General features: G+C 62.4%; 25 protein-coding genes. 8 read left to right on the forward strand and 17 right to left on the reverse strand.

The window, feature by feature from the left end:
- Positions 1 to 3 precede the first annotated feature (3 nt).
- Genes DBY63_RS12055 through DBY63_RS12075 form a run of 5 tightly spaced genes read right to left on the reverse strand, consistent with a single transcriptional unit; the run spans position 4 to position 1,447 of the window.
- Positions 4 to 342, reverse strand: a complete 339-nt coding sequence (locus DBY63_RS12055; protein WP_108582140.1) for an HNH endonuclease signature motif containing protein — start codon at positions 340 to 342, stop codon at positions 4 to 6.
- Positions 342 to 527 (reverse strand): hypothetical protein, encoded by a 186-nt coding sequence (locus DBY63_RS12060; RefSeq protein ID WP_108582139.1) that lies wholly within the window; start codon positions 525 to 527, stop codon positions 342 to 344. The genes DBY63_RS12055 and DBY63_RS12060 overlap by 1 nt, the downstream gene beginning before the upstream one ends.
- Positions 520 to 744: a hypothetical protein gene (locus DBY63_RS12065; RefSeq protein WP_108582138.1), complete on the reverse strand. Its 225-nt coding sequence runs from the start codon at positions 742 to 744 to the stop codon at positions 520 to 522. Before DBY63_RS12065 ends, DBY63_RS12060 begins: the two co-directional genes overlap by 8 nt.
- The gene (locus DBY63_RS12070; RefSeq protein WP_108582137.1) at positions 741 to 1,088 is read right to left on the reverse strand and encodes a hypothetical protein; all 348 of its coding nucleotides are present in this window, start codon (positions 1,086 to 1,088) and stop codon (positions 741 to 743) included. Before DBY63_RS12070 ends, DBY63_RS12065 begins: the two co-directional genes overlap by 4 nt.
- Positions 1,085 to 1,447, reverse strand: coding sequence for a hypothetical protein (locus DBY63_RS12075; protein ID WP_108582136.1), 363 nt, complete (start codon positions 1,445 to 1,447; stop codon positions 1,085 to 1,087). Before DBY63_RS12075 ends, DBY63_RS12070 begins: the two co-directional genes overlap by 4 nt.
- A 463-nt stretch (positions 1,448 to 1,910) precedes the next feature.
- Here DBY63_RS12075 and DBY63_RS24740 point away from each other — a divergent pair, with 463 nt between their 5' ends.
- On the forward strand, positions 1,911 to 2,174 hold the full coding sequence (locus DBY63_RS24740; RefSeq protein ID WP_146750249.1) for a hypothetical protein: 264 nt from the start codon (positions 1,911 to 1,913) through the stop codon (positions 2,172 to 2,174).
- 293 nt (positions 2,175 to 2,467) lie between these two features.
- Here DBY63_RS24740 and DBY63_RS12085 read toward each other — a convergent pair whose 3' ends face one another.
- The 11 genes from DBY63_RS12085 to DBY63_RS12130 all read right to left on the reverse strand — a co-directional run bounded on the left by DBY63_RS12085 (position 2,468) and on the right by DBY63_RS12130 (position 7,497).
- The gene (locus tag DBY63_RS12085) at positions 2,468 to 3,022 is read right to left on the reverse strand and encodes a hypothetical protein (RefSeq protein WP_108582134.1); all 555 of its coding nucleotides are present in this window, start codon (positions 3,020 to 3,022) and stop codon (positions 2,468 to 2,470) included.
- A gap of 2 nt (positions 3,023 to 3,024) precedes the next feature.
- Entirely contained in the window at positions 3,025 to 3,324 is a 300-nt protein-coding gene (locus tag DBY63_RS12090; RefSeq protein WP_112298118.1) for a hypothetical protein, read from the reverse strand.
- Positions 3,302 to 3,727, reverse strand: coding sequence for a hypothetical protein (locus DBY63_RS12095; protein WP_108582132.1), 426 nt, complete (start codon positions 3,725 to 3,727; stop codon positions 3,302 to 3,304). Before DBY63_RS12095 ends, DBY63_RS12090 begins: the two co-directional genes overlap by 23 nt.
- A complete protein-coding gene (locus DBY63_RS12100) occupies positions 3,724 to 4,161 on the reverse strand; it encodes a VRR-NUC domain-containing protein (RefSeq protein ID WP_108582131.1) in 438 nt (145 codons plus the stop codon). Before DBY63_RS12100 ends, DBY63_RS12095 begins: the two co-directional genes overlap by 4 nt.
- Positions 4,158 to 4,463, reverse strand: a complete 306-nt coding sequence (locus DBY63_RS12105) for a nuclease domain-containing protein (protein WP_108582130.1) — start codon at positions 4,461 to 4,463, stop codon at positions 4,158 to 4,160. Before DBY63_RS12105 ends, DBY63_RS12100 begins: the two co-directional genes overlap by 4 nt.
- A complete protein-coding gene (locus DBY63_RS25240) occupies positions 4,460 to 4,588 on the reverse strand; it encodes a hypothetical protein (RefSeq protein WP_256594385.1) in 129 nt (42 codons plus the stop codon). The genes DBY63_RS12105 and DBY63_RS25240 overlap by 4 nt, the downstream gene beginning before the upstream one ends.
- On the reverse strand, positions 4,585 to 4,806 hold the full coding sequence (locus DBY63_RS12110) for a hypothetical protein (RefSeq protein ID WP_108582129.1): 222 nt from the start codon (positions 4,804 to 4,806) through the stop codon (positions 4,585 to 4,587). Before DBY63_RS12110 ends, DBY63_RS25240 begins: the two co-directional genes overlap by 4 nt.
- A gap of 118 nt (positions 4,807 to 4,924) precedes the next feature.
- Entirely contained in the window at positions 4,925 to 5,587 is a 663-nt protein-coding gene (locus tag DBY63_RS12115; RefSeq protein WP_108582128.1) for a replication protein P, read from the reverse strand.
- Positions 5,587 to 6,426: a helix-turn-helix domain-containing protein gene (locus DBY63_RS12120; protein WP_256594386.1), complete on the reverse strand. Its 840-nt coding sequence runs from the start codon at positions 6,424 to 6,426 to the stop codon at positions 5,587 to 5,589. Before DBY63_RS12120 ends, DBY63_RS12115 begins: the two co-directional genes overlap by 1 nt.
- Positions 6,423 to 7,121, reverse strand: a complete 699-nt coding sequence (locus tag DBY63_RS12125) for a phage antirepressor KilAC domain-containing protein (protein WP_108582126.1) — start codon at positions 7,119 to 7,121, stop codon at positions 6,423 to 6,425. Before DBY63_RS12125 ends, DBY63_RS12120 begins: the two co-directional genes overlap by 4 nt.
- Before the next feature lie 148 nt (positions 7,122 to 7,269).
- The gene (locus DBY63_RS12130; protein ID WP_108582125.1) at positions 7,270 to 7,497 is read right to left on the reverse strand and encodes a carph-isopro domain-containing protein; all 228 of its coding nucleotides are present in this window, start codon (positions 7,495 to 7,497) and stop codon (positions 7,270 to 7,272) included.
- Positions 7,498 to 7,541: 44 nt separating this feature from the next.
- On the opposite strand from DBY63_RS12130, the gene DBY63_RS12135 reads away from it, so the two are divergent.
- From DBY63_RS12135 to DBY63_RS12155, 5 genes are all read left to right on the forward strand, one after another.
- Positions 7,542 to 8,294, forward strand: coding sequence for a S24 family peptidase (locus tag DBY63_RS12135; protein WP_108582124.1), 753 nt, complete (start codon positions 7,542 to 7,544; stop codon positions 8,292 to 8,294).
- A gap of 114 nt (positions 8,295 to 8,408) precedes the next feature.
- Positions 8,409 to 8,603: a hypothetical protein gene (locus DBY63_RS12140; RefSeq protein ID WP_108582123.1), complete on the forward strand. Its 195-nt coding sequence runs from the start codon at positions 8,409 to 8,411 to the stop codon at positions 8,601 to 8,603.
- A gap of 14 nt (positions 8,604 to 8,617) precedes the next feature.
- A complete protein-coding gene (locus DBY63_RS12145) occupies positions 8,618 to 8,830 on the forward strand; it encodes a hypothetical protein (protein WP_108582122.1) in 213 nt (70 codons plus the stop codon).
- Between the two features lie 444 nt (positions 8,831 to 9,274).
- Positions 9,275 to 9,604, forward strand: coding sequence for a hypothetical protein (locus DBY63_RS12150; RefSeq protein ID WP_177411447.1), 330 nt, complete (start codon positions 9,275 to 9,277; stop codon positions 9,602 to 9,604).
- A gap of 46 nt (positions 9,605 to 9,650) precedes the next feature.
- Positions 9,651 to 10,619, forward strand: a complete 969-nt coding sequence (locus DBY63_RS12155) for a hypothetical protein (protein WP_108582121.1) — start codon at positions 9,651 to 9,653, stop codon at positions 10,617 to 10,619.
- A 282-nt stretch (positions 10,620 to 10,901) separates the two neighbouring features.
- On the opposite strand, the gene DBY63_RS12160 is transcribed toward DBY63_RS12155, so the two are convergent.
- Positions 10,902 to 11,162 (reverse strand): hypothetical protein, encoded by a 261-nt coding sequence (locus DBY63_RS12160; RefSeq protein ID WP_108582120.1) that lies wholly within the window; start codon positions 11,160 to 11,162, stop codon positions 10,902 to 10,904.
- Positions 11,163 to 11,322: 160 nt separating this feature from the next.
- On the opposite strand from DBY63_RS12160, the gene DBY63_RS12165 reads away from it, so the two are divergent.
- Together DBY63_RS12165 and DBY63_RS24870 are read left to right on the forward strand one after the other, a co-directional pair.
- Positions 11,323 to 11,583: a DUF1654 domain-containing protein gene (locus DBY63_RS12165; RefSeq protein ID WP_108582119.1), complete on the forward strand. Its 261-nt coding sequence runs from the start codon at positions 11,323 to 11,325 to the stop codon at positions 11,581 to 11,583.
- A gap of 414 nt (positions 11,584 to 11,997) precedes the next feature.
- Positions 11,998 to 12,174: a hypothetical protein gene (locus tag DBY63_RS24870; protein WP_158541725.1), complete on the forward strand. Its 177-nt coding sequence runs from the start codon at positions 11,998 to 12,000 to the stop codon at positions 12,172 to 12,174.
- Positions 12,175 to 12,202 lie beyond the last annotated feature (28 nt).

Genomic DNA, 12,202 nt, shown 5'->3' on the forward strand with positions numbered 1-12,202 from the left:
CCCCTACAGGTCGACGGCCAGAAGCTCCTCACGACGTTTCGTGCTGTCGTGGCACGGCTTGCAGAGTGACTGCCAGTTGCTGCGATCCCAGAACAGTGTCTCGTCGCCGCGGTGAGGAACGATGTGGTCGACCACGGTAGCCTCGGTCACCCGACCACTTCGCTCGCAGTAACTGCACAACGGATGCTGCTGCAGGTGGATCAGTCGAGCTTGCTGCCACTTGTAGCCGTAGCCGCGTTGGGATGACGTCTGTGCCGAAGTGCGCCATGAGCCGGGCGCTACGGTTGCCGTCCGCTCCTTGAGCGTCTTGGTCTTGGGCTTGAGCATCCGGAGCTTGCCCATCAGATCGGCCTGCCTGCCAGGTCACGGCGTGGCGCCTCGTCACCGGCGTCCTCGCCCTGCTGGTCAGCCAGGTAGTCCACCATCTCGCGATTGCTCTCGGCCAACAGCCTGTTGCTCTCGGCCAGTTCCAGCATTGCCTGGGTCTGGCGTGCCAGAGCGGCGATCAGCTCCTGGTGCTCAGTCATCCTCAGCTCCTATCGCCTCAGCCGGCTCGATCCTGTACACGGACAGCAGGCCGACGATCTGGCGCGCCTCCTCGTCCTTGATCGTGCGGGTGATCTGGATGGTGGCTGGCTCCATTGCCTGCAGGCTGATCTGCACGGCGCTGACGTTGGCCGGGTCGATGCCCAGCGCTTCAAGCACCTGCATGCCCAGGGTATTGCTGGATACGATCCTGCTCATGGCTTCACCTGCTCCTGAGCCTTGCCGGCCACCTCTACAGCCTTGGAGGCCTTGGTCGCGGCCTCCTCGGCCTGGGCGGCTGCCTTCTCTACCCGGGGCCCCACCTGCAGCATCAGTCGCTGGTTCACGTCCAGCAGCTCCTTGATGCGCGACACACGCAGCGCATCCTGCCGTTCGAACGAGTCGGTGAGGATCTTCACGGTGTCGGCGGTGGTGACAGCGCTGTGCTTGCTGCCGGCCATCCAGGCTGCGATCGCGACGGCGATCAGCAGGATCCAGCTGCCGTGGTTGTCGAGCAGGCGCCGCGTCTTGCCCTTCTGGCGGGACAGCTCTTGCTCAGTCATGCGGTATTCCTCTTGAGGAGCTCGACCTTCAGCTCGGCAATCTCTTCCGTGAGGTATGCGATCTGCAGTTCCATCTTGGCGTTGGTGGCCTTGATATCGGAGAACTCGCGGATCAGGCCGTTGTTCTGTTGCCGGGACTCTTCCAGCAGTCGCTGGGTCTCGACCAGCTCGGCCTTGGTGTCCTTGTGGGCCTGGCGCTCATCGGCCAGCGCCGTGTTGAGTCGCTCGGTTATCGGCCCGCGCTTCTCGCGCCACTGCAGGATTAGGAAGCCTGCAGCGCCAATGACCACGAGGATGGCCCAGGCGACCCAGTCGCTGAGTCCAGCACCTGGCCCGGGCAGAGGTGGAAGGCTATTCATCTGCCTCTCCGGTGCGCAGATACGAAAAAGGCCCGCAATTGCGAGCCTGTGAATGTGCGTGAGCGTAACGCTACGTCAGACGGTAGCCATATGGTGACGAAAAGCTCTAACTCAAGGGTTTTGAGCCATCACAATGGGCCTTCCAATTTTGATTCGGTACGGTGGCGCTGATGGATCGCTCGAATGCTCTGCAGGAGCACAGACAGATACTGAGCTGCATTGACTCATTGAAGTCGCTGACCTCTCTGGATCCGTTGATGCAGGAGTTCATCGATCAACTTGTAGCTCTGGCAGAAGCCGCGGCGGATATGGTGACAGAGGCTGCGATTACCACAGGGCCCACAGACATCTATGGCTGCGAGCCCGCCACCACATAAGCACGAGAGAAATCGCATCGATCACGCTTGACCGAAGCGTACCTATTGCGTGCAGTCTGCCCTTTTAAACGAGAAGGGACAGAGCCATGCGCAACGAAGTACAGCGGGTTAGTCTGCGCTCCTATGTCCAGGCGTTTTTCCCATCAAATTTTGAGGTGAGCCTGAGGCGGAGCCTAAAAGATCCAGATGATCAGGTCCTAATCGTTCGTGACGTCATTACCGACAATGCCGCAACTTATGAAGGCTCGCTGCTATCAATCCTGGACATCTGCTCGATGGGAAACATCGCAGAGGAACTGCGCTGTAGGCTGAGCGAGCAAGCGTCGCGGCGACGGAAAGCGATCAGCTAGAAGATGATGCCGGCGCTTCCCCGGCGGGCAGATGTTGTCGTCCCAGCCGTTCGCGACTTCGTGGGATGCATGGGCGCTGCCACCATGCTTGGATCAGGGGGCCGGTGCTGATCTCCGACTGCCTTCATGCCCCGCCCATGGACTCACGTGCTGCCCGACGCTTGTATCGCTTCAGTTGCGCATTCCCCTGAAACGAAAAGCCCAGCACGGTGGCTGGGCTTGTGTTCCGCTGCATCTTCATCATTCGCAGGATCGGCAAGATAGGGAAATGTTCGGCCAAACGGCCAACCCTGTCAAGCAACTTCTCTTTCGAACAATTCCTGACCTTCAAGCAGGTGAATTGCAGCAGCAATCGCCAAATCCAGGGCCTCGTTTAGCATCTCGTGGATGTAGCCCCTCCAGCGCCGCATGGTGCGCTCGGAGGTACCCTGGTTGTTGTCCCAGCGCGCCATGTCGTAGATGTTCTCGCGCAGCACGATGGTGGATCGCTTCCCCTCGACGCCAGCGCGCTGCGGCATGGCCCAGGCCAGGACGGCATAGGACTTGAAGTGGTCGTGGGCCGGGGTGGCAATGATTCGGGCCAGGCGCTTGATGGCTGGCGCGCGGTCGGCCGGCTCGATGGTGTAGCGCGCGATCAGGGCGTCCCAGTGGCGTTCCTTCAGGTGCTTGCGCAGGAAGGCCCGGTATTCGCAGTCCAGCTCGAAGCGCTCTTGGCGCGACAGGCCGCCGAAGCCCCCTCTTCCATCTTGGTCAGCGTCCACCCATGCGGCGGATGCGGTCTTTCCCTCGCTGCCGGCGAGGAGGATGCGGACCAGGGTGGATATCTTGCTACTGCTGAAACTCTGCATGGTCAGTCTCCGGTGCGATGCGAGCCGTGCGGGCCGCGGCGGTTGCTCGATTCGTAGGGCTGCATCCGCTGCAGGGTGGCCAGCTGCTGTTCCAGGTGCAGAAGGCGGTGACTCAGGGTGAAAACCAGATCCTCGGCGGGCATCGCCTGGCCAGTGGTGTAGTCGACCCAGCCGGTACCGGCACAGGTGATGCACTCCATCTCGTAGAAGACGCCTTTGGTGACTCCGCGCCCGTGACATGTCACGCAACGCGAAATCGGCTTCACCTTGCGGGTGAGGTCAGGCCCGTGCTGCTTGCGCATTGGCCCTCCGGTTGATCTCCTCGGTGATCAGGTCCTTCTCGGTCTGAAAACGTGACATGTCACGCTGGGCCTTTTCCTCTGCGGCGCGGTCGATGGTGCTGGTGTCGCGCCAGGACCTGAAGCGGTCACCCCGGCCGCGACCAGAGCGCAGGCCTTGGGCGGCAGAGATACGGCCGAAGCACTGACTCCGCTGTTCTTCCAGTACCTGCCAGCGGCGACGCAGCTCTTCATCTGTGGCAGCGGCCAGGCGCTGGGCAGACATAGCGGTCATCTCGGCGATCAGCGCGCGGGCGTTCTCCGGTGCGGCCTGGTAGGCCTTGTCGTGGTGGCTGAGCAGCACCACCAGCGAGTGGCCGAGGATCTGCCGGGCCAGGCCGGCCAGGTCTTGTGCTGGGTGGTTCATGGGCGGGCCTCAGTAGCAGGCAGGCGGAGATAGGCGGTCAGGTGCTCGCGGGCGTCGTGCACGCCGCGGCAGACGATCGCTAGGTAGCCCTGGTCGGTCAGGCGCTGGAGAGCGGCCAGCTGGGCGGCCGATACCGCGGCGTCGTGCGGCGGGGTGGCCTTGAACTCGATCCGCATGCCGAAGTAGCCGCCCCGGGCGATGTCGACGTTGATGTCCGGCATCCCGGCGCGCACGCCCTGCCCTTTCAGCTTGCCGGCCGTAGCCTTGTGGCGGTGGCCACCGTTGGGGACGTGGTAGATCGACTTCGCTTCCTTGGGGAAGGCCAGCTCCAACCAGGTGAAGAGCTGGGTCTGCTCGATGCCTTCCCAGTCGATGGGCTTCTTGCGGGTGCGGGTCTCGCGCGGAGCGGCCCTGGGCTTGAGGGCGGCGGTCATGCGGAACCCCGGATCGTCATCAGCCCGTCGCGGATCCAGATTGCCTGGGTCTCGCCCAGGGCACGGATGACGTCGCGCTGATCCAGCTCACCCTGGCGGCGGCCGTCCAGCAGGTCATGACAGCAGTTGCAGGCGAACACGGCCATGTTGTCCGGGCTCTTCAGGCCCATGCCCTTCTGGCCGCACGCCAGGTGAGCCAGCACCGTGGTCTCGGGGTTGAAGTTGCAGACGCCCGGGATGCGCAGGGTGCAGTCCTGGCCGCGGGCGCTATCGCGGAGCTTCTTGGACTGGGCGCGGCTCATTGGGCAGCTCCCGACCGATAGGCCTGGGCGGTGGTGCGGCGATGAGCACTGCGGCGGTGGCTGATGGCGATCTGGCCGGCGGTGGCCAGGGCCAGCAGCATGGCGAACGTGACGAAGGCGCTCATAGTCCGCGGCCCTCGCCATCGCCCAGGAAGTCGCCGATCGGGCGGCGCGTTGCCGGCGCCTTGCGCTCGCGCTTCACCGGCCCGGCCAGCTCCTGCTCGCGGAAGTGGATATAGGCCTCGGTGTGCTGGATCTTGGGGTCCATGCCGGAGCCGCGGTTGAAGCCCTGGTCATAGGCCAGGCGGCGCGCTTCGTCGTATTCCTGCTGGGTGAACATCATGCTACGTCGGCCTCCGGCCAGATGATGCGAGCGCAGGCCAGCGCCTCGTCGCGGTTGATCTGGGCGCCGACCATTGCGAACGGCGCGCGATTGGGGAGCAGGACCATCCAGCAGGCCTTCACGAGCGGCGGCCCAGCGCGGCGCGCATCTTGGCCAGCTCGGACTTGACGGTCTCCGGCTTGGCCGGGGTGGAAACCTCGGCAGGCAGAGCCTTGGGGATCTCGCGCAGCGGCTGGCCGGCGGCGACCATGCGGCAGGCGATCGAGTAGTTGCGCTCGAACAGCTTCCGGCCGGCGTCTTCGTTCAGGCGGAACAGGTTGCTGAGCCCGGACTCCGTGGCGGCGTGGTGCACGGCCGGATGGGTCCAGCGGGCACCCTGCCCCACCGCCGGGTGCGAGTTGCGGGCGGCCTCCTGGAAGGCCTTCTCGGTCGGCGGCAGGCCCAGCTGCTCGGCGGTGGGCTGGCACCACTCCACGAACTTGCCGACGCTGGGCGCGAAGTCTTGGCCGCTGGCCCGGCAGGTCATTAGGCCGAAGCGGATCTGCTCCAGCGAGTGGATGCCGGCGGCCATCAGGCCCTTGATCCAGGAGCGCTTGGCGCGCTTCAGGGCTTCGTCGTCCGGCCAGGCCTGCTTCCAGGCGGGGAAGATGGACTTCAGCTCGTTAAACAGCGAGTTCACGACCTGGGCGGTGCCCTCGTCGATGCTGGTCGGCTGATGCTGGACCGCCGGGCGAGCCTGGCTGAAGTCCACATGCTTCACGATCTCGGTGGCGTTGCGCATCACAGATCCTCGTTCAGGTTATTGGCCCAGCTGGTGTCGTCGTCGTTGGGGCCTGCGCCAGGGCCCTGCTGGCGCTTCAGGCGATTCACCAGCCACTCGGATTTCAGGCCACGCCAGCCGGCGGCCATGGCTTCGGCCAGGGCCTGGTCGGCGGTGATGCCGTGCGGGGCAAGCTTGGCCAGCTCGATCAGGGTGGTTTTCCAGATCGTGGCGTTCAGCGGGGCCTTGATGCCGCGGCGGTGGGCCAGGTAGTCCTGGGCGACGTCGGTGGCGATTGCGATGCCGGCGGTTTCGGTCAGGGCATGCATGTCGGTCAGGCTGAAGCCCTTGGCGCGGCTCCGGGGTTGATCAGGGGCGGTCTCGGGATCGTTCGAACCAGCCTCACCGGATGCGCTCGCCGCGCCCTCGCGGCCTTGCTCTTGGTTCTGTTCTTGGTTCAGTGACGTATTGGGTGCAACGGCTGCACCCCGTTCTGTCGTGGTTTGCACCCCGTTCTGTTGTGAACTGCACCCCGTTCCTTCACCGGGTGCAGCCACTGCACCCCGTTTCAGCTGGAGGTCGTAGACGTTGGTGATGCGGTCTTTCCGGCCGATGTAGGCTGCGGCGATCGCCTGGTTGCCACGGGTGATCAGGCCCATCTCTTCCAGCAGGTCCAGCTTGTACCGAACGGTCCGCTCGGACAGGCCAGTGTCTTCAGCCAGCTGCTCGGCAGAGGGGAAAGCACCACGACCGTCCTGGCCGGCGTAGTTGGCCAGGCACAGCAGCACGTGGCGGGCGGAGGCGTCGCCCAGGGTGGACTTGGGCATCTGCATGGCCCAGGACATGGCTTGAACGCTCATGCGGCACCTTGAAGCTTGTAGGCAGCCCACTTCCCGGCGATCCACTCGATGCCTTTGGGGGTGAACTTGGCGGCGTTGAAGTTGTGGCCGTTGCCGGCCTGACCGGTCTTGACGTGGACGCGGCCAGCGGCGATGTGCTCGGCGTAAGGGACCCACTCACCGCCCAGGCGATACCAGACGTGGGCATCGGCCAGGAAAAGGCGGAATTCGTTCTCGTTGGCGCCGAGGAGCTTGCAGACCTGGCGGAAGCCCTTCAGGCCAGTGCCATCGACGTAGCGGTCGACGAACTCAGCTTTCGGGGCTGCGATGGCCAGGGCCTGGTTGGCCGCCTGCTGCAGCTCGAACTGTTCAGCCCAGGCGCGCGCAGCGGCGGCCGGATTGTTGAAGTCAGGAATGGCAGCCATGGCCTGGGACTGCTCGAGCTGCTGCCAACGGTCAACCAGGGCGGCAGTGAACTCAGGCGAGAGCTGGGCGACGACGACGAAGCTGTCGCGCTTGCCAATGCGGTATTCGAGCACTACCAGAGGGCCGGGACCGAGATTCGATACTTCCTCAATCTGAGGGAGTCCAATCACGCTGCGCTGCACCAGGGTGTCGATGGTGCGCTTGACGTTGTCATGGCGACGATTGACCAGATCCGCTATCTCACGGCTGCTCATGGTCAGGGTGTTGCCGGTAAGGGTCAGGTCGTTCATACTCGGATCACTCCTCGCAGAGTTGCTGTATAGAAAGCCCGGTTGCCGCCGGGCTTTTTTGTGCCTGCGATTCGCGTACTGGACGGAATCACAGCTATCCCGCGTGACTGCTGGCGCAAGGCCATGACGCGGATAATGGGTTCCATGGTCAGGCGGCCCGGCCCGGAGAGGTCTCAGCCAACAGGACGTTGGCGGCCACCCGACCTTCCGATGCACCAGCCAGGAGAGCCGCATAGCGGGTCTCGCCGGTGTAGTCGGTGCGGGGCAGGCTTCCTGCCTTCAGCCACTTGTAAACAGCCCGAGGACTGACGCCGCAAAGCGCGGCCGCTTTCTCGACTCCACCTGCGGCATCTACCGCCTCTCTGAGCAAGCTCATGGCTTCTCCTGCGACTTAAATTTGTACCCGGAGTACATATTAAGATGGAACTGAAAGTACAGGCAAGCCGTGCGATTATTGAACCCATGGTTCATTCATCGGATTTGCGATCAGGCTTCGCTCAACGCCTGAAGAAGGCGATCTCGGCTGCCGGCTGGCAGGACTGGGGCGCAGGCGCTCGCCTGGCGAAAGCCACCGGCGTGACAGCGAAAGCGGCCAGTAAATGGCTCAACGGCGAGGCGGTACCAGGATCGGAAAAGCTGTTGAAGCTGGCCGACGAGCTGGGCGTGCGCCGGGAGTGGCTGGAGTATGGTGAGGGGCTGCAGCGCCATAGCATCGCTGCAGCCGACTCGCGCGAAGCGCCCAACACCGAGCCGGCCCCGGCCAACCGCGGCAACATCCCGCTGATCAGCTGGGTGCAGGCCGGATCGTTCCATGAGGCAGTAGAGGCCTACGCACCAGGCATGGCCGAGAAATACCTACCTTGCCCTGTTCCTCACAGCGACTGGACGTTCGCGCTGCGCGTGCGCGGCGACTCGATGTTCAATCCCCACGGCGGGAAGTCCTTCAGCGAAGGCGACATCATCTACTGCGACCCCGAGGTCGAGGCGATCAATCGCAGCTTTGTGGTGGTGAAGATGGTCGACGAGCAGGAGGCTACCTTCAAGCAACTGGTGGTCGAGGGGACGTTCCGCTATCTGAAGGCGCTGAACCCGTCCTGGCCGGAGCCCTTCGTGCGGATCGACAGCGAGGCCGTGATCCTGGGCGTGGTGATAGCGAAGCTCGAGCAGTTCTGACCTACCGGCACAGGAGGTGCCCATGAATGCGATCAGGCTTTGGAAAGACGTCTGGCCGAGCCGAAACAGCGATAGGTCAGTGGCCTGGTACGCCGCCGCCCCGGAGGGGATGCCATGGTGAATATCAACTACGAATGGGAGCTTCGCATGGGCAAGCTCTCTGCGACGAACCTCGGCTCAGTGATGCTCGAAGCACAAGCCTCACCGGCGTTCCGCGCGACGATGATAAGGAACTTTGAGGCCCGCGCTGTCGGGAAGCTCTCCACCGAGGAGCGGATGTGGCTCGCGTGGTGCAGGGCAATCAAGTAGCCAAGGAGGCCGTGATGGCATCGGAACACCTGGGGCGTGACCCCTACATCGCTCTGCCGATCATCGATGGCCCGGTGAAGGGACAGTCCTACGCCTGGCCACATAGCTCTTTCCAGATGGACTCTTCGCCCGGGACGCTGGGCTCGCTGCCCATGCTCACAACCTATCACCTGCGCCTGGATCCAGAGCTGGGATGGGTGTGGTCGGTGCAGGAGCCGGAACTGTAAGCAAACCCAAGAGGCCGCCCATGGATGACTTCGAGAAGAAGCTAGTTGTCGCCTTCGGGCTCACCGTCGTCCTGATGGCGATTGGGTTGGCAGGGATGGTTGCCTTGGTCATTAGCTCTCTAGGCTGATAACGGAGCGCTTTAGACTCATGGACGAGATATCTAGAAAGGAAGCTAAGGTACTTGGGGCTGTTGCGATAGTAATGACGATGGGGCTGGCGGGGCTTTTTGCTGGCGCCGCTATGAGAGTCTTCACTTGACGATAGAGGAACACCCGATCTTCACGAAGCTGACCACCTACATCATTGGCACGCTGAACGGCGTCTTCCTGATAGCCACGGCCAGCCTGTGCGCTTTCACCATCTACGCGTGGTGGAAAGGTCTAACCTAAAGCCAGCCGGCAGGATGCCGATACCCCTGGTTATCACACAGCAAGGAAGCCTGTATGCGATACCTCCTGACCAGCTCGGTCACCCTCTTTCTCGCCACCCCTGTCTTCGCCGAAGACACCGCCCTCGCCCAGGCTGCGAACGCAATTCGCCCGGCAGTCGAGGCCGCGACGAGCTATACCCAGAAATCCATCCTGCAGACCTGGGCCGCTGGCAAAGGCCCAATGGCGGACGGCGCCAAGCAGGCGCTCGCGCAGGTTGAACGTCAGGAGCGGATCGAGAACCGAGGGCCTCGGCGCTCCATGCAGGAGTGCATCAAGCCGGGCAGCGTGATCGATGACGACGTGAAGGAATGCACGGAGGGCCTGAGGGCGAAATCATGGTGAGCAATTGCAATAACTCGCCGAGACCAGATGTATCCAGGAACTGCTAATGTCGAAACAGAACGTAGTGACCAGCGCGAAATCCTTTCTGCGGTTTCTTGACGCCGCAGATCCCTCGGCGCAGGTGGTGCCCGTCTTCAAAGGATGGCCCAATTTCGACGTAGAGGTGGAAGGTGATCGGTATAAGGGAACGCTGACCCCGAAACTCATGGAGGGCTTCATCGAATTCCATGAGCAGATGATGCGGGCCTATGCTGAAATACGGTATGGAACTCCCGTCCTCACGAGACTCACACACGCAGAGAAGGCCGACCTTGAGATCGTCTTCAAAATCACCGAAGGGTGCACTCACGGTAAAGGCCCTCTGGATGAATTCATCAACCGTCTGCTTGCAGCGCTTCCCTTGAACAAGCTCTCCGGTAACAACATAACTGCGATTCTGATCGTGGCTGTGTTGAGCTATGCAGGGTACCAAGCCTTCAAAGAATGGAATGGAACCCATGCGGAGCAGGCACGCCTAGATGCATCACAGAAAGTAGAGGACACGCACGCTCGGCTGGTAGAAAAGCTGGCGGACGCGCTCTCTAGAAAGCCTCCTGAGGAGGCAAGAATGCTTAGGGACCGAGCTACTGAAGGCTATAGGTCCATAGTCCAGGGGGCTCCTGACGCGTCATCGATCAGCATCCAGGGTGAGCACTACAACGCTGACGAGCTTGCAAACATTCGCGCGGCAGAACCTCACACCAGAGCGAGGCAGGAAAGAAGGGAGGACCTTTTGATCGACATGATCAAGAGGAATGGCGAAGCTCTGTCGCTGACGCTACGCATACCGGGCGAAGAGTACGCTTTCGCTGGGAAAATTGACCTTTCGAGCTTCGATCCTGAAAGACTAAATGAGCTTTTCGACGCGTTGAGGGATGCGAAGGCTATCAGGCTATTCCACTATTCAGTGGTCGAGAACGGACGAGTGCTTCGCACTAATGTGCTCGCTGTGGACAACTACTCCATTGCTCGGTAGGCGTCACTCTCGCGGCTTGGCGCTCTGCAGCCGGTTCATCTCCGCCCTATAGCAGACGTCTGATCAGCCGATAACCTCCATGACCGTTGTGGTCGTTACGGAGGATTGCCATGAAGAAAATCGTTCTGCTCGGCCTGCTGCTCGCTCTATCTGGACCGATGTTGGCCCAAGCCTGCCCCAAAGGCACCCATCCAGTTGGCGGCACAGGCTCTCATCACAAAGGCGGAAGGTGTGTTTGAGGACTAGCCCGGCCTGGCGCCGGGTTTTCTCTACCTGGCTGCCCTACTCTCGCGGTTTCCCGCTCTGCAGTCGGTTGATCTCGGCCTTCACCATGTTGCGGTACTGCTGAGGCTCCATGCCGGCCAGCTCCAGGTCGGCCCAGGCGCGCCAGCCCTTCCCCTTCTTCTCCTTCGCCCCGAATATCCGCGCGGCATCGCCGTAGCTGCGGTCCTTGTTCGCCTTCCAGAACTCGAAGAGTTCGGCCTTGTGGTCCTCCATGGCGCGGCGTTCGTCCATGGGTAGGTCAGCGAGGTTGTAGGACATGGGTCGTCTCCTGATCTGATGCGGGCGCGATGATACGCCGGCGGGCTCCTGGGGGCCGGGCGAGCCGACGCGATGTAGTACATCCGCACTACCGGCCTTGCGCCTTCCGGTTCGCTACCATACTGTATATTTGAACAGTATCACAGTAAGGAGGTACCCGATGCCGCGTAACGTTGCCACCGCCGAACAGCCCCGCCCACCAGTGGACGCCTACACGCTCCTTTCCCAGCGGGTCATGCGAGCCATCAACGCACCGGCCGCGCAGAAGGACAAGGCTGCGGTGCTGGAGCGCTACCCCAGCGACGACCCTGAAGCCTGGGACCGGGTGCTGGACGAGATCGGCGAGAACGACAACGTGACGATCGCGCATCGCGACGATGGCCATGTCCAGGTGTTCTGGACGGTACCGAAAGAGGACTGACCTGCTGTCACCGAAAGCCCGCCGCCGAGCGGGCTTTTTAATGCCCGCAGAAAAATCTGTACTTTTGGTACTTGACCTGATTTGAACCTATGGTACATATTTACTCCATGGCAGGTCACAACCTGCCGGCAGCGAAAGCCGCCCTGCTCTTTCAACAATTCGGGATCCCCGCGAGCCGATCCGCCACCAGGCGTACAGCGCGGGCTACAAGTTTCGGCTCCCATGCCAGCTCTGGTACTGGCCTCGGCAATACACCCTGCCGAGCGAAGCCACGCAAGCCAGCCGCACACCACCCAGAGAGTGGAGACCGGCCAGAGGGACGACCCCGGCGATGCGCGTGGTGGAGAGCAGTTTTCCTCGCTGGCCTTGGCGACAGGGCCAGCCGGGAAAACCACCCCAAAGGAGCAACACCCCATGATCGAGTTGAAAGAAGGCCAGGCCGTAACCGTAAAGCTGCGTAGCGGCGAGAAGCAGGGCACCTACCTGAACAGCGTCAACCTGGGCAGCGGAAAGGGCCGCGGCGTCTGGCTCAAGATCAACGTGAACGGACAGATCCGCAGTGCTCGCGCAAGCCAGGTAACTGCAGCGTAGGGCATCACTGGCTGGCCTTCCCACGAGG

Origin of the sequence: Pseudomonas sp. RIT411 (assembly GCF_003057735.2) — a bacterium.
In the GTDB taxonomy this organism is placed as follows: Bacteria; Pseudomonadota; Gammaproteobacteria; order Pseudomonadales; family Pseudomonadaceae; genus Chryseomonas; species Chryseomonas oryzihabitans.

Coding starts and splice junctions, on each gene's coding strand:
- DBY63_RS12070 (WP_108582137.1), bottom strand. CDS start 1,088: ATGACTGAGCAAGAGCTGTCCCGCCAGAAGGGCAAGACGCGGCGCCTG.
- DBY63_RS24870 (WP_158541725.1), top strand. CDS start 11,998: ATGATCGAGTTGAAAGAAGGCCAGGCCGTAACCGTAAAGCTGCGTAGC.
- DBY63_RS12065 (WP_108582138.1), bottom strand. CDS start 744: ATGAGCAGGATCGTATCCAGCAATACCCTGGGCATGCAGGTGCTTGAA.
- DBY63_RS12105 (WP_108582130.1), bottom strand. CDS start 4,463: ATGAGCCGCGCCCAGTCCAAGAAGCTCCGCGATAGCGCCCGCGGCCAG.
- DBY63_RS25240 (WP_256594385.1), bottom strand. CDS start 4,588: ATGAGCGCCTTCGTCACGTTCGCCATGCTGCTGGCCCTGGCCACCGCC.
- DBY63_RS12110 (WP_108582129.1), bottom strand. CDS start 4,806: ATGATGTTCACCCAGCAGGAATACGACGAAGCGCGCCGCCTGGCCTAT.
- DBY63_RS12085 (WP_108582134.1), bottom strand. CDS start 3,022: ATGCAGAGTTTCAGCAGTAGCAAGATATCCACCCTGGTCCGCATCCTC.
- DBY63_RS12150 (WP_177411447.1), top strand. CDS start 9,275: ATGCGATACCTCCTGACCAGCTCGGTCACCCTCTTTCTCGCCACCCCT.
- DBY63_RS12125 (WP_108582126.1), bottom strand. CDS start 7,121: ATGAACGACCTGACCCTTACCGGCAACACCCTGACCATGAGCAGCCGT.
- DBY63_RS12155 (WP_108582121.1), top strand. CDS start 9,651: ATGTCGAAACAGAACGTAGTGACCAGCGCGAAATCCTTTCTGCGGTTT.
- DBY63_RS24740 (WP_146750249.1), top strand. CDS start 1,911: ATGCGCAACGAAGTACAGCGGGTTAGTCTGCGCTCCTATGTCCAGGCG.
- DBY63_RS12060 (WP_108582139.1), bottom strand. CDS start 527: ATGACTGAGCACCAGGAGCTGATCGCCGCTCTGGCACGCCAGACCCAG.
- DBY63_RS12095 (WP_108582132.1), bottom strand. CDS start 3,727: ATGAACCACCCAGCACAAGACCTGGCCGGCCTGGCCCGGCAGATCCTC.
- DBY63_RS12140 (WP_108582123.1), top strand. CDS start 8,409: ATGGTGAATATCAACTACGAATGGGAGCTTCGCATGGGCAAGCTCTCT.
- DBY63_RS12135 (WP_108582124.1), top strand. CDS start 7,542: ATGGAACTGAAAGTACAGGCAAGCCGTGCGATTATTGAACCCATGGTT.
- DBY63_RS12075 (WP_108582136.1), bottom strand. CDS start 1,447: ATGAATAGCCTTCCACCTCTGCCCGGGCCAGGTGCTGGACTCAGCGAC.
- DBY63_RS12130 (WP_108582125.1), bottom strand. CDS start 7,497: ATGAGCTTGCTCAGAGAGGCGGTAGATGCCGCAGGTGGAGTCGAGAAA.
- DBY63_RS12115 (WP_108582128.1), bottom strand. CDS start 5,587: ATGCGCAACGCCACCGAGATCGTGAAGCATGTGGACTTCAGCCAGGCT.
- DBY63_RS12165 (WP_108582119.1), top strand. CDS start 11,323: ATGCCGCGTAACGTTGCCACCGCCGAACAGCCCCGCCCACCAGTGGAC.
- DBY63_RS12145 (WP_108582122.1), top strand. CDS start 8,618: ATGGCATCGGAACACCTGGGGCGTGACCCCTACATCGCTCTGCCGATC.
- DBY63_RS12055 (WP_108582140.1), bottom strand. CDS start 342: ATGGGCAAGCTCCGGATGCTCAAGCCCAAGACCAAGACGCTCAAGGAG.
- DBY63_RS12100 (WP_108582131.1), bottom strand. CDS start 4,161: ATGACCGCCGCCCTCAAGCCCAGGGCCGCTCCGCGCGAGACCCGCACC.
- DBY63_RS12090 (WP_112298118.1), bottom strand. CDS start 3,324: ATGCGCAAGCAGCACGGGCCTGACCTCACCCGCAAGGTGAAGCCGATT.
- DBY63_RS12120 (WP_256594386.1), bottom strand. CDS start 6,426: ATGAGCGTTCAAGCCATGTCCTGGGCCATGCAGATGCCCAAGTCCACC.
- DBY63_RS12160 (WP_108582120.1), bottom strand. CDS start 11,162: ATGTCCTACAACCTCGCTGACCTACCCATGGACGAACGCCGCGCCATG.